At 29.3% G+C, this 14,158-nt stretch carries 12 protein-coding genes; 4 read left to right on the top strand and 8 right to left on the bottom strand.

Annotation, left to right across the window (positions count from 1 at the left end):
* Window positions 1-27 precede the first annotated feature (27 nt).
* From JK634_RS00820 to JK634_RS00850, 7 genes are all read right to left on the bottom strand, one after another.
* Window positions 28-705, bottom strand: coding sequence for an ABC transporter permease (locus JK634_RS00820; RefSeq protein WP_202765737.1), 678 nt, complete (start codon window positions 703-705; stop codon window positions 28-30).
* Entirely contained in the window at window positions 698-1,621 is a 924-nt protein-coding gene (locus tag JK634_RS00825) for an ABC transporter ATP-binding protein (RefSeq protein ID WP_202765738.1), read from the bottom strand. The genes JK634_RS00820 and JK634_RS00825 overlap by 8 nt, the downstream gene beginning before the upstream one ends.
* 188 nt (window positions 1,622-1,809) lie before the next feature.
* Entirely contained in the window at window positions 1,810-2,745 is a 936-nt protein-coding gene (locus JK634_RS00830) for a sensor histidine kinase (protein WP_202765739.1), read from the bottom strand.
* A 1-nt stretch (window position 2,746) separates the two neighbouring features.
* Entirely contained in the window at window positions 2,747-3,445 is a 699-nt protein-coding gene (locus JK634_RS00835; protein ID WP_202765740.1) for a response regulator transcription factor, read from the bottom strand.
* 32 nt (window positions 3,446-3,477) lie between these two features.
* Window positions 3,478-3,867: a hypothetical protein gene (locus tag JK634_RS00840; protein WP_202765741.1), complete on the bottom strand. Its 390-nt coding sequence runs from the start codon at window positions 3,865-3,867 to the stop codon at window positions 3,478-3,480.
* Between the two features lie 147 nt (window positions 3,868-4,014).
* Complete coding sequence (locus JK634_RS00845) at window positions 4,015-5,895, bottom strand: APC family permease (protein WP_202765742.1); 1,881 nt, start codon at window positions 5,893-5,895, stop codon at window positions 4,015-4,017.
* Between the two features lie 271 nt (window positions 5,896-6,166).
* Window positions 6,167-6,961, bottom strand: a complete 795-nt coding sequence (locus tag JK634_RS00850; protein WP_202765743.1) for a histidinol-phosphatase HisJ family protein — start codon at window positions 6,959-6,961, stop codon at window positions 6,167-6,169.
* Window positions 6,962-7,141: 180 nt separating this feature from the next.
* Between JK634_RS00850 and JK634_RS00855 the strand changes: the two genes are divergently transcribed.
* The 4 genes from JK634_RS00855 (at window position 7,142) to JK634_RS00870 (ending at window position 12,004) form a co-directional block, all read left to right on the top strand.
* Window positions 7,142-8,632 carry a spore germination protein gene (locus JK634_RS00855; RefSeq protein ID WP_338031200.1) on the top strand — a complete coding sequence of 497 codons (1,491 nt, stop codon included), beginning with the start codon at window positions 7,142-7,144 and terminating at the stop codon, window positions 8,630-8,632.
* Between the two features lie 56 nt (window positions 8,633-8,688).
* On the top strand, window positions 8,689-9,783 hold the full coding sequence (locus tag JK634_RS00860; protein WP_202765745.1) for a GerAB/ArcD/ProY family transporter: 1,095 nt from the start codon (window positions 8,689-8,691) through the stop codon (window positions 9,781-9,783).
* Window positions 9,780-11,036, top strand: coding sequence for a Ger(x)C family spore germination protein (locus JK634_RS00865; RefSeq protein WP_202765746.1), 1,257 nt, complete (start codon window positions 9,780-9,782; stop codon window positions 11,034-11,036). The genes JK634_RS00860 and JK634_RS00865 overlap by 4 nt, the downstream gene beginning before the upstream one ends.
* Before the next feature lie 413 nt (window positions 11,037-11,449).
* Window positions 11,450-12,004, top strand: a complete 555-nt coding sequence (locus JK634_RS00870) for a hypothetical protein (RefSeq protein ID WP_202765747.1) — start codon at window positions 11,450-11,452, stop codon at window positions 12,002-12,004.
* Window positions 12,005-12,060: 56 nt separating this feature from the next.
* On the opposite strand, the gene JK634_RS00875 is transcribed toward JK634_RS00870, so the two are convergent.
* Entirely contained in the window at window positions 12,061-13,929 is a 1,869-nt protein-coding gene (locus tag JK634_RS00875) for an APC family permease (RefSeq protein ID WP_202765748.1), read from the bottom strand.
* Between the last annotated feature and the right edge of the window lie 229 nt (window positions 13,930-14,158).

The raw sequence follows: 14,158 nt of genomic DNA on the forward strand, positions 1-14,158 counted from the left end.
GGGAAGTCCATTTGAACTTCCCTTATTTTATATAACATCCACATTTTCTATATTTCTTATTGCCATATAAGTTCCGATTACTCCAAGCATCGCAAATATAATTGGAATTAATATAATTGAGCTTAAAGGTGAATTACTGCCATTACTTAAAATACTTGTAACTATAACACTTGTAATAATAGTTGAGCCAGTTGTTCTTCTCCTCATTCCTACAAATACAGGAATCAAGCTAACAAATGCAAATATAAATGAATAAAGTACACAGTTTATTAAAGTTTTTGATATCATATCGCTTGTTAAAGTATCATTTAATATATGAGTAAATGAATTAATTATATATATACTTACATTTAAGAAAATATTTGATGTAAGCATTGCAACAAATGCAAATATTACTATTAATAATATTTTTGAAAGCATAATTTTCATTCTATTAATTGGGTACATAAACATAAGATTTATAGTTTTATTATTATATTCTCCAACTATCAATTTTGCTATAATGCTTGATGAAAATATTATGAAAACTGCTCTTACGGTTAATCCAGTTAGTTCAAATACAAGACTGTAACTTGAAAACTCCTTAGAATCCTGAGAAACAAACACCGTCATAACTATGGCTGCTAGCATTATTAGATTAGCTATTACTGCACCTTTTACCCCTATTCTAAACTTTTTTAGTTCTAACTTCATTAATTTAAGCACTTAAATCCCCTCCATTTAAAAGTTTTAAGAAATGATCTTCTAGAGAAGTATTTTTCTTGTTTATTGCGTCTATTTCTACCCCATTTAAAATCAATGCCTTAGATATACTATTTTGCGAAACCTTTAAATCATATACTCTTATCAATGAATTATTGACCACCTTAATATTAGAAATATTAAGCTCACTTTCTAATATATAAGCTGCTTTAGTACAATCCTTGGTAACTATTTCTACATATTCAGTGTTCTCGTCTTTAATACTTTCCATAGAAATCTCTTCTATTAATCTTCCATGATTTATAACCCCTATTGTATCAGCAATTTGTTCTATCTCACTTAAAATATGACTTGATACCAAAATAGTCATTCCATATTCCTTGTTTAGCATTTTAAATAGATTCCTAATCTCTTTAATTCCAATTGGATCAAGCCCATTTATTGGCTCATCTAATATTAATAATTCTGGTTTATTTATAATAGCTCTGGCAATTCCTAACCTTTGCTTCATTCCTAAAGAATATTCCTTGACCATTTTCTTTTCTATATCATTTAATCCCACTAAATCTAATGCCTTATTAATAGCTCCTTTGTCATAATAACCCATATATTCACAATGAAGCTCCAAATTCTCTAGACCAGTTAATTTTTCATAAAATACAGGATATTCAATTATTGTGCCTATCTTCTTTAATATTTCAAAGGAATTATTCATTAACTTTTCCCCAAATATCTCAATCTCTCCATCAGTAGGTTTCACAAGATTAGTAATCATCTTCATAATGGTTGTTTTACCTGCTCCATTTGGTCCTAAGAAACCATATATTTCACCTTTTTTAATATTCATATTTACATTTGTAACTACACTCTTACCCTTAAAGGATTTTGTTAAATTTGTGGTTTTCAATATATAACTCATGTTCTTGCTCCTCTCATTACTTATCTTCCATAATTCTATTCTAAAATCTAGACTTCTCTTTTTTATTAATCAAATCTTACAAAATCCTTAAGTTAGCTGGTAGAGGGATTTCTCATCAATGAAGGTTTGTTATCATATATTAGAAAAACAAGATGCATTATACTGAAACACCTTGTTTTTTATAATTACTAGTATGTTATTCTTTTTAGTTTTACTGTAAATGTAGTTTTCAAGTTAGGTATACTCTTAAGATAAATTTCTCCACCTAATTTCTCAACTAATCTTTTAGTTATTGTAAGTCCTAACCCGCTCCCTTGAAACAACTTATTTCTTGAATCTTCAAGTGTATACATTCTCTCAAAAACATTCTCAATTTGACTCTCTTCTATACCTTTTCCTTTATCAATAACTTCAATATATGAATGTTCATTATCGAATCTAAGATTAAGTTCTAAGTAATTTCCATCCATTCCATATCTAATTGCATTTGAAATAAGATTATTTATAATTCTATCTAAAGCCTCATCATTTCCCTGAGAGTAAATAATTTCTTCGGGTATATTTATATTTACCTCTACACCTTTATTATTTAATATCTCATAGAAATCTAATATATTTTTTCTACATAGTTCATTCATGTTAACTCGAGTGATTGGAATCTCCTTATCTCCAGACTCCAGCTTTGCTAAATCAAAAAACTTGTTCATTAAGTCTATAACTTCTAAAGTTTTATTATGAACCTTAGAAAGCAATTCTTCTCTTTCTTCTCTTTCCATATTATTATCAAGCTTTATTGTTTCTATATACCCTAACACTACTGTTAAAGGTGTTTTTAAGTCATGAGAAATATTTGAAAGCATTTTCCTCATTGATATTTCTTTTTTTCTATAATCTATAAGAACCTTTTGGCTATAATCTAACAAGTTATTAATTTCTAATAATAATCCTTTTATTCTTTCATCATCATTTACAACTAAAATTTTTCCATTCTTACCTTTACTCGTTATCTCTTGCAACTTATATTCAATATACTTTAAATTTTTGCTTCTCTCATTTTTGGACAAGTACTGAAATATAATTACTCCAATAAGTATGCCTATTATTACAAGTAAAAAAATAATCATATTAGTTCCCCTCCAACTTGTACCCTATTCCCCACAACGTTTTTATATACTTAGGTTTTGATGGATCATCTTCTATTTTTTCTCTAAGCCTTCTCATATGAACATTAATAACATTCTCATCACCAAAATAGTCATCATTCCAAACGAAACTATATATTTGTGCTTTTGTAAAAACTCTATTGGGATTCTTAATAAATAACTTGAGTATCTCAAATTCCTTTGATGTTAACTGAATAGACTCTCCATTTTTCGTAACTAAAAAGTTTTCAAAGTTTATTGTAAGCTCTCCAAGCTTCACAATGTTGTCATCTTCTTTATTTGTAGTAGACGAATATTTTGTTGCACGTCTAATAGAAGCCTTAATTCTAGCCGAAATCTCAATCATAGAGAAAGGTTTTGCTATATAATCATCTGCCCCTAATCCCAATCCTATGGCTTTATCTACATCTGTGTCTTTTGCAGACATAATTAAAATTGGAACTGAACTTTTTTCTCTAATTATTTTCATAGTTTCCATTCCGTCTAATTTAGGCATCATTAAATCCAAAATAACTAAATCATAACTATCCCTTAAAAATTTAGTTATTCCCTCTTCTCCATCATAAGCAGTATCTATATTAAACCCCTCTTTAGTCAAATAATTTTTAACCATATCACTAATGGATCTATCATCTTCAATAATTAATATTTTATTATTCATATCTCACCATACCCCGCTTTATATTTATAGTTTCAGTTTAGTTTTTTCTTAAATGCAATGTCAAAAAAACATATCCCTAGTGTTAATGAAATTGATATGGAGAAAGATCTAAAACTATCAAATTTTTCTGGTCTAAAAAAATAATCGATAGCGCAAGATGTCCCACCCAAAATCACAGCCATAACTATAAATTTGATAAATCTTTTTCTTATTTCTCTTAATTTTAAACTCCTAATATTCATTAATGTTTTTATAATTAAATAAAAAACCATAACAAATAAATAAACTGAATATCCTATTACAATTATAATTGCACTTTTACTCTCTATATTTTTACTGATTACCACAATAGTAGCCACTGACCATATTATAAATACTATATACATTAATTTAATAATATTTTCCGATTTTATATTTTTCAAATTTTGCCCTCCTATTTAAGTATAGTAGCTATATTTTAACTTATGTAAATTGTACCATATAATTACTTATTTTTAGATATATTTATTTAACCTTATGATAAAATAAGAGCCTCGCATTTACTGCAAGGCTCTCTACATAATATATTATTAATTATCATTATCCAATTCACAAACATCATCTTCTGTTAAATGGTATGGGCATGTTGAAACATTTATTTTCTTCTTTCTAAGAAGTGTTTCTCTTAAGAAGAATCCTGTATGATTATGAAGTACTCCTCCCCACCATTCATGAGTTTCAAACTCAGGCAATATTACAGTAACTTTTTCATTGTCTGTAGTTGCATCTGCAATTTGATTTATATATTGAATTAAAGGAGTAACTACTGCTCTATATGGGGAATACTTCGCAACCAAAATAATATCAGTATCTAACAAAGCCCATCTAGCTTTCAATTTTTCTAAAGCATCTTTATTAGTTGATATATGTATAGCTATTACATGTGGACTTATGCTTTGAGCATACTGAAGTGCTGTCAATGTTGCTTTATTTAAGCTTGCAAGCGGTACTATAACTATATGATCGAATTTTACTTTAAGATCATAATTTTTAAGTGAATTATTGTTTAATCTTAATCTACATGCAACACGATCATAATGATTATGTATGCTTATCATAACATATACAACAATAGGTAGTGCTAAGATAATTATCCAAGCTCCTAAGAAGAATTTAACGCAAACTATAACACCAGTTGTAACTAAAGTAATAAAAGCTCCAAATCCATTAATAATTGCACGAGAACGCCAGCCAGCTTCCTTACTCTTCATCCAGTGAATAACCATTCCTGATTGAGCTAAAGTGAATGATAAAAATACTCCAACTGAATACAACGGAATTAACAAATGAACATCAGCTTTAAAAGCTACAACAAGGAAACATGCTACAAATGAAAGTGCAATAATTCCAGCTGAAAAACTTAATCTTTTTCCTTTAATAGTAAATTGTCTTGGGGCATATCCATCTTTACCTACAACATACATAAGCATAGGAAATCCAGTAAATGCAGTATTACAAGCCATAAGTAAAATTATAGCTGTACTAAATTGTATAACATAAAACATTGGTCCATAGTTAAATACACCATATGCTAATTGAGCTATTACAGTTGGACCTCCATCTTTAGGTACAACTTCATAAAATCTTGCAAGTATTGAACTTCCACCAAATATAAATAATATCAATCCAGTAAGTAGTACCATTACTATCTTAGCATTTTTTTGAGCTGGTTCTTTAAAATTTGGTACAGAGTTACTTACTGCTTCTAATCCTGTAAGTGCAGAACATCCTGAAGCAAAGGCCTTCATAATTAGGAATATACTTAAACTTCCCATTCCCTTTGTAACCTCAGGATCTATTACTAATTGATGCGGCTCTATATGTAAAACAAGATATTTAAATAATCCATATAAAATCATGAAAATCATACTTATAATAAAAATATATGTAGGGATACTAAATATCTTTGAAGATTCACTAATTCCTCTTAAGTTCATGATGGTTAAAACTATAATTAATGAGATTACAATTAAAACCTTATGTTCATTTAATTCTGAAAATGCTGAGGTTATAGCAGCAACGCTTGCACTGGCACTAACTGCGACTGTAAGTATATAGTCAATTAGCAGTGCAGCTCCAGCAATTAATGCAGCTTTTGATCCGAGATTTTCCTTAGCAACTATATATGCTCCTCCTCCATGAGGATAAGCTCTTATAATTTGTATATAAGATATAGTTAAGATTAACAATAATCCAACAATCATAAAAGAAGTCCAGGTAAGCCAGCTATATGCCATCGCTCCAATAATTGGTACCAAAACCAATAAAATTTCTTCTGCAGCATATGCTACTGATGAAACTGCATCACTTGCCATTATTGCAAGTCCAAAAGGAACATTATACTTTTCCTGGGCACTCTGCTCATTGGCCAATGGCTCCCCTATAAGTACGTTCATAAATTTTTCAAGCATTTTATAATACCCCCATTAGTACTTGATATTTTACTTAAAAATATGCTTTTATTTAGTTATTCTTAAAATTTATGTACCATCAAACATAAATATAAATTTACCAAAGTTTATTTTAACATAAATTATTTAAAATCAAAGTACTTGTTCACATTGTTGTCAAAAGTTTAAAGTTTATTCACAAATGACACAATAAATATATAAAACTCCCTTTGTTTCTTTCTATCCAAGAAGGTTTTATTTTAAAAACTATCTTTATCTATTGATTATATAGTTATAAAGATTCAAAATAGCATTTTCTTTTATTATATCTAGAAATATACTTAAAACCATTTTCTTTTAAAAGCTCATAAACCAAGCTTATACCTTCACCAACTCTATCAAAGCTATGTGCATCGGATCCAACCGTAATTATCTCTCCACCTAACTCTCTATACCTTCTTACTATTTCTAGTTTAGGCATGTATTCTTTTCGGTTCTTTAGAATAGAAGTATTAATCTCTATCCCCTTCCCCCTTTCGATTACTCGCTTAAGTATACTATCAATTAAGTCAACATAATTTCTATATTCATATTTTCCATACTTATTCCATGCATATCTTTGTACTAAATCTAAATGCCCCATAACATCATAATTGCTTTTATCTGCCACCTCGTATAATTCTTTAAAGTAATCTTCATATACCTTTTTCACGTCATACTTTTCTAGATAGCCAATAACTCCAATATTATCAATCCTATGTAGAGAACCTATTATAAAATCTATATCTTTATCTTTTATATACTCCTCCACTTCTTTTATATATTTATGTCCTTCTCCAATTTCCAAGCCAATTTTCATTGATAAACCTGAATCTTCTTGTCCATTATACTTATTAATTTCTCCTATATAGTCATCATATTTTAAATAACCATAACTACTATCATTTTCATTCATGCTTATATGCTCAGTTAGACATATCTCACTTAAATAGGTTTCCTTTGCCTTTTTATATATATTTTCAATTGCTTCTTTAGAATCTGGGGAAAAGCTTGAATGCAAGTGATAATCTCCATAGTACTTTTTCATTCTTTTTTCTCCTTCTTATGTTTTTTTCTATTGTTATTATTCTATTATAAATCTATTTTAGATTTTGTTAAAGTTGTCTAGTTATATGGGATAACTTGGATAAGAACTTTTCGTATATTTACACGGCTATATTAAAATACTAAATATTGTTTAACAGATTTAAAATTAGAGATTTTGGAGGTGATTATTACGACAGATAATCAAAAAAATAATACGTTAACAAGTAGCATTGATAATAATATTAAGATATTTAAACAAATTTTTTCTACCGATGTTAATGATGACTTTACAATAAAATATCTCCAAATAAAATCCTTAATGAGAAAAGGTGCTGTGTTATTTATCGATCCATTAGTTGATAAACAAAGAATAAATGATCATATCATTTCTCCTCTTTTATTTACAATGCTTGATAACATTTCAGGTAATATAGGTACAATTTTAGTTGAACAAGTACTTTCACTTAAGGACACCAAAAACACTAATGATATCAATACTATAATAGACGAAGTATTAAGTGGAAATACGATTTTACTTATCGATAAATGCAATACAGCTATAATTCTTAATACTGATAATTTTCAACATCGTGCAATTGAAAAACCAACAAATGAAAACACCTTAAAAGGTCCTAAGGAAGCCTTTACAGAATGGGGGGAAGGAAATAGATCCTTAATTAGAAAATCCTTAAAAACTCCCACTCTTGTTACAGAGACGCTTTCAATTGGTAAAGATAAACATAGAGCTGTTTCATTAATGTATTTAAATAATTTAGTTAATTCTGAGCTATTAAGTAAGGTGAAAGAAAGAATATACTCCATAAATAATGAAGACATTGATAGAATTGTTATGCTAGAACAATGGATTGAAGATAGACCTTATTCACTAATTCCAACTACCTTTACAACTGAACGGCCAGATAGAGTATGTTACTTTTTGAAAGAAGGTCATATTGCACTTTTAATGGATTCTTCTTCAAATGTCATCATTGTCCCAGTAACTTTTTGGACCTTTTTTCATACTGCAGACGATATGTATCAAAGGTGGCTTTTTGGCAACTTTCTTAGAATTATACGAGTAGTTGCTATTTTTATAGCCATAATGCTTCCTGGACTTTATATAGCCGTAACTAATTTTCATACAGATATAATTCCTACAGATTTAGTTATTGCCGTAGCTGCAAGTAGAGAAAAACTTCCTTTTCCAGCTTTAGTTGAAATACTTCTAATGGAGATGAGCTTTGAACTCATTAGAGAAGCTGGTGTAAGAATTCCTACTGCTGTAGGTCCAACCATAGGTATAGTTGGTGCATTAATATTAGGTCAAGCAGCAGTTGAAGCCAATATCGTAAGTCCTATATTAGTTATTGTCGTTGCACTTACTGGATTATCCTCTTTTGCTATTCCAGAACAATCCATAGGCTTTATAGCAAGAATAAGTAGATTCATCTTTTTATTTGCAGGAACTCTAGGTGGTTTCTTTGGAATAGGAATAGTTTTGACGGCTGCTATTGCATATACAAGTGTAGTTGAATCCTTTGGTGTCCCCTATTTTTCACCAAAAGCTCCCCACTACCCCTCTTCAAGGGACTTCTTTACAAGAAGGCCAATATTTAAACTAAACAAACAACCAATGAATCTAGAACCTCAAGATTCTAGTAAAAATGAGTAGTACAAATAGCCTAGAGACTAATCAATATAACTAATAATTGGTGGGTGAAAAATTATATGTTTAAGAATTCTGATAGCAAAATAGGAACTAAAGAAACAATTACTTTAATCACTATTTTATTGTTTACAAATACTTTTGACAATACTCCTTCCTTTATATTTAAAGATGCAAAGAATGCTGGGTGGCTTGTTCCTATTATTTCGGCAGTAATCATACTAATTCCAATACTTTGCACATTAAATCTATTAAAAAAATTTAAAGATAAAGGATTAATTGAGATAATTTATATGCTTACAGGAAAATATTTTGGTTTTATTTTGATACTCCTCCTTATAGTATTAAATATTTTCTTTTTAATCGGAAACATAAGAGATAATTGTAGTACCATAAGTACATTATTTTTCCCGAAAACTAGTACTGAAATTTTAGTTTTTACTCTAATTGGAGCAAGTTGTTATGTAGCATCCTTAGGGCTAAAAGCAAGTGCAAGAACTGCTTTTCTTTTTCTATTTTATTTTGTAATAAATTTATTGTTAATTTTAATTTTTTCTAAACATCTTATAATCCCAGCTTTTTTATTTCCTTTAGCTGGTGGTGGAATAAAAAGCATTTTTAAAGCCTCACTCTTAAATGTACCTATATTTCAAGTTATTATATTGTTATCTATCTGTTTTCCTATGTTTAAAAATCATAAATGCTTTAAAAAATCTAGTTTATTTTCATTATTAATATCCTGTATTCTTATAGCTGTTATATTTATAATTATTCAAATGACATTTGATTACCCTGCTACAAGCATCATCGCACTTCCTTTTTTTACTTTTGTAAGGCTAATTAATATCACAAGATTTTTAAGTAATTTAGAAGCACTACTATTTCTTCCTTCAGTAATAATATTAGTTTTATATTATTCTGTATATCTTTATCTAGTAACTGCAATGTTTACGAATTTACTTAAACTAAAAAAAGTTGAACCCTTTATTTTACCTGTTACCGCTTTAATAGCTATACTATGTTTAATTCCAGAAAACTCCATAAAAATATCACTATTAATACACATGTATTTATTACCTATACTATCCACTTTTATTATTATACTTCCGATAACATTATCAATTATTGCACAATGGAAAGGGGCTTATAATAAATGAAAATGAAATATATATCTATCTTTCTTCTATTTTTTATGACATTGTCTTCTATATCTGGTTGTGTGGATAGAACAGAATTAGAGGAACAAGCTTATGTATCTGCAATAGGTCTAGATAAAGGAACGGAAGATAGATTAAGCATAACTTACCAGATTACAAATGTAAGACATGGGGCTAAAACCGAAACTGATACAGGTCCTAAAAATGAAACTATTACATTTGAAGCTCCTGATTTCATTTCAGCTCGTCATCTTGCAAACACGGTTATATCAAGAAGAATAACACTAACTCATGCAAAAATTCTAATTATTGGAGAGGAATTTGCACGTGACCCTGACTTTTTTCACCAATTAGAAGCCGCACTTCGTGAAAACCAACTAAAAAGAGGTATGAATATACTTGTATCTAAAGAAACTGCTTCGGAATTTTTGCGTGCTAATGATCCTAAAGTTGAAAATAGAACCAGTAAATATTTCGATTTTATGTACGATAGGTGGAAGGATACTGGTTATGTTCCGGAATCTGACTTAAATAAATTCATGCAAAGAACAGAAGGAAAGTCTAGCTTATATTTAGCGGTATATCTTTCAGCTACAAAAAACACTCCAAAGCATATATATAAATCCCCTGACACATTAGGTAATGAAGCGGATTATCTGCCAGGTGAAATTGATATTGAGGGCGGTAACCCGACTCAAATGATAGGTTCAGCTGTCTTTAAAGATGGTAAAATGATAGGGGTTTTAACTGGAAATGAAAACCGTATCAACGTGATATTAAGACCTTCTTTAAGTGTTAGAAGCATGATATTTACATTTGAAGATCCATTAGATAAAGATTATAAAGTTACAGCAAGAATTTTGCAGTATAAAAAAAACAAATATCATTTTAATATTAAAGGTACTTATCCTGAAGTTGAAGTAACAATCCCATTAAAAGTAGAAATTCTTGCAATTCCAAGCTTTACAAAATATGTAGAAGACCTTGAGAAACAAGAAATACTAAAACATTCTATGGAAGATCAATTAAAAGTTGCTTCATATAAATTAGTAAGAAAAACTCAGCAAGAATTTAAAGGTGAACCCTTCTTATGGGGATCGCAAGTTTTAAGGCCAAAATTTTTCACATATGAGGAATATAAGAATTACAATTGGTCTGATAAATATCCTAATGCCAAGGTAAATATTGATTATAAAATTGACCTTTTAGGATTTGGTAAACAAATGAATCCTCCAGAAAAAAATAATAAATAATAAAGGATGATATATATGCACTTATTAATCATGATTTTATATATTTTTATATCATTATACACATTTAAACTTTCATTCAAAACATGGAAAGATGGGAATAAATTTGCTAGTGTCAATATCTTCATTTTAGCAGTTATACTTCCCCCTCTTTGCATTTATGTTGAGTTCTTTTAATTAATATAGACAATTCTTATTCATATGTTTTACTTATACTGTATCTGTTTTTCTAATGAAGCATAAGTAATAATCTACTCTCCCAAACAATATATTGAGAATGAAAGACCGTTAATTTTATATCAAAATACTTATTAGAGGGTTTTAAGTTCAATTAGTAATTTATTTATGTAAGAGTAAATTAAGTTTCCTATAAAAAACCCTATACATAAATCAAATTAAATAAAGGGGAGATATTAATGAAAAAATTTTTAGGAATCGTTCTTACTTTAGGTATTGTTGCTTCACTTGTAGGTTGTGGAAATAAAACTGAAACCACTACTGCAGCTAAGGTAGACACAAGCAACATAAAGATGGGAAGAGTTGAGTATGCTGCCCATGGGACAAAATGTTTCACAGTTGCAGTAGTAGCTGTATCTGGAGATACTATAGTTGGTGCATCTATTGATGACTATCAATTTATGGGAAAGGATGTTGCAAAAGGAGTTCCAAATTCTGATAAAGATTTTGGACTTCAGGGTTATAAAGATCCAAACATGGTTTTAGCATCAAAAAAAGCTAATGCAAAATATTATAGTGACTTAATGAAAGAAGAAGCGAAGGCAACAAAACCACTTGATGAATCTTATGCTGCTATTGAAAAATATGTAACTGGAAAAACTGTTGCTGATTTAGAAAAAACCTTAAATGATAATGATGCTAAGAAAATGGTAGATGCAGTAAGCGGAGCTACTCTTCAAGATACAAAAGGATATGTTACTGCTCTAGTTGAAGCTGCAAAAACTGCTAAATAAAAAATTTAAGGACTATAGTATATTGGATATTTTCAAATATACTATAGTCCTATTTCTTAATTAATTTCTCTTTCGCATACATCCTCATCTGATAAATGATATGGGAATGTAGAAACTGCAATATTTTTATTTCTTAATAATGTTTCTCTAATAAAGAAGCTTGTATGATTATGTAAAACTTCTCCAAAACGCTCATGCGTAACAAACTCCGGAACAATTACTGTTATTCTTTCATTCTCAGCAGCCGCATCTACAATCTGTTCTATATTTTTTAATAGAGGTGTAACTACTGCCCTAAAAGGAGAATATTTCGATACAAGTAAAATATCCGTATCTAATTCACTCCATCTTTGTTTTAGTCTTTCCATAGCTTCTTTATCTGTGGAAATATTTATTGCAATAACATTATCACTTATACTCTGTGCATACTGTAATGCTCCTATCGTTGCTTTATTTAAGCTTGCAATTGGAACTATTATAATATGTGTATATTTCACCTTTAAATCAACTTTTTTCAAATTTAATTGACTTATGCTTAAACGACATGCAACTCTGTCATAGTGTGCTTTAATTTTTAATTGAACTAATATTATAATTGGAATTAAGATAGCGACTATGAAAGCACCTTCACTGAATTTTTCAACTAATATTATAATTGTTGTAAGCAAAGTAACTAATGCCCCTAACCCATTTATGCAAGCACGTTTTTTCCATCCCTCACTTTTTTCTTTTCTCCAATGATTTACCATACCAAATTGACCTAAAGTAAATGAGATAAATACGCCTATAGCATATAAAGGTATTAGTCTATGAGTATCTGCTTTAAATATAATAACTAATAGGCATGCGATAAACGATAACGCACCAATTCCAAAAGAAAAGCTAAGCCTTTTTCCTCTTATTGTAAATTGTCTTGGTGCAAAGCCATCCTTTCCAACTATGTACATTAGCATCGGAAATCCTGTGTAAGCAGTATTGCATGCCATAAGTAGAATTACTGCTGTACTAAATTGTATTACATAATACATAAATCCATTATGAAATATAGCTGAAGCTATTTGTGATACTACTGTAGGACCATTAGTAATTGGTACTGCAGTATAGAAAATTGTAAGTATTGAAGTTCCGCCAAATATAAAGAATATCAATCCTGCAAGTAAAATCATTACTGTTTTTGCACTTTTTTGGCTTGGCTCCTTAAAGTTTGGAACAGAATTACTTACTGCCTCTACTCCTGTTAATGCCGAACATCCTGAAGAAAATGCTCTCAAGATAAGAAACAACGATAAATTTTCTGTTGCCGTACTTGGAATTGTGTACATTGGTTCTGGATGAATATTTAGTACAAAATATTTAAACAATCCATAAACGATCATAAAAACCATACTGAAAATGAAAATGTAAGTTGGTATTGCGAATATTTTTGATGATTCACTGATACCTCTTAAATTTAATATAGTTAAAACTATAATAATGCTTACAACAAATAATACCTTATATTCTGATAACCCACTAAATGCAGAAATTATAGCATCTGCACCTGCACTTGCACTAACTGCAACTGTGAGTATATAACTTATTATTAGACCTGCTCCAGCAGATAACCCAGCTTTAGTACCTATGTTCTCTGTTGCAACCTTGTATGCTCCTCCCCCTTGAGGATAAGCCCTAATAATTTGAATATATGAAATTGTTAATATAATTAACAATCCTATAATCATAAAGGATGTCCAAGTCAACCACTGATAAGCTGTAGCTCCTAAAACAATTAATACAAAAAGAATTTCTTGAGCTGCATATGCTACTGAAGAAATCGCATCACTTGCCATAATCGCTAATCCAAAAGGAATGTTATACTTTTCACTACTTCCCTGTTCATTAGCTAAAGGTTCTCCTATCAGTAGATTCATAAATTTTTCAAGCATATTATTTTACCCCCGTTAGTATTGAATAATTTCTTTAAATTAAATGTTAACAACATAAGTTTTACAAATTGTTCATTTATATCTGACAGCAGACATAGTCATAATTCTATCACATTTTTTTAAAAAAATATCTAAAAATTATCTTAATTTATTAAAATTTGATGAATATTGTAAAAAATAAGGACTATAAGTGAATTTTTTGCATAAATCCGCTTATAGTCCTATTATT

The organism is Clostridium paridis (genome assembly GCF_016765615.1).
Taxonomy (GTDB): Bacteria; Bacillota; Clostridia; order Clostridiales; family Clostridiaceae; genus Clostridium_T; species Clostridium_T paridis.

Bases quoted from the DNA above. Each gene is read 5' to 3' on its own strand.
- JK634_RS00825 (WP_202765738.1), bottom strand. From the start codon at position 1,621: ATGAGTTATATATTGAAAACCACAAATTTAACAAAATCCTTTAAGGGT.
- JK634_RS00830 (WP_202765739.1), bottom strand. From the start codon at position 2,745: ATGATTATTTTTTTACTTGTAATAATAGGCATACTTATTGGAGTAATT.
- JK634_RS00835 (WP_202765740.1), bottom strand. From the start codon at position 3,445: ATGAATAATAAAATATTAATTATTGAAGATGATAGATCCATTAGTGAT.
- JK634_RS00845 (WP_202765742.1), bottom strand. From the start codon at position 5,895: ATGCTTGAAAAATTTATGAACGTACTTATAGGGGAGCCATTGGCCAAT.
- JK634_RS00850 (WP_202765743.1), bottom strand. From the start codon at position 6,961: ATGAAAAAGTACTATGGAGATTATCACTTGCATTCAAGCTTTTCCCCA.
- JK634_RS00860 (WP_202765745.1), top strand. From the start codon at position 8,689: ATGTTTAAGAATTCTGATAGCAAAATAGGAACTAAAGAAACAATTACT.
- JK634_RS00865 (WP_202765746.1), top strand. From the start codon at position 9,780: ATGAAAATGAAATATATATCTATCTTTCTTCTATTTTTTATGACATTG.
- JK634_RS00870 (WP_202765747.1), top strand. From the start codon at position 11,450: ATGAAAAAATTTTTAGGAATCGTTCTTACTTTAGGTATTGTTGCTTCA.
- JK634_RS00875 (WP_202765748.1), bottom strand. From the start codon at position 13,929: ATGCTTGAAAAATTTATGAATCTACTGATAGGAGAACCTTTAGCTAAT.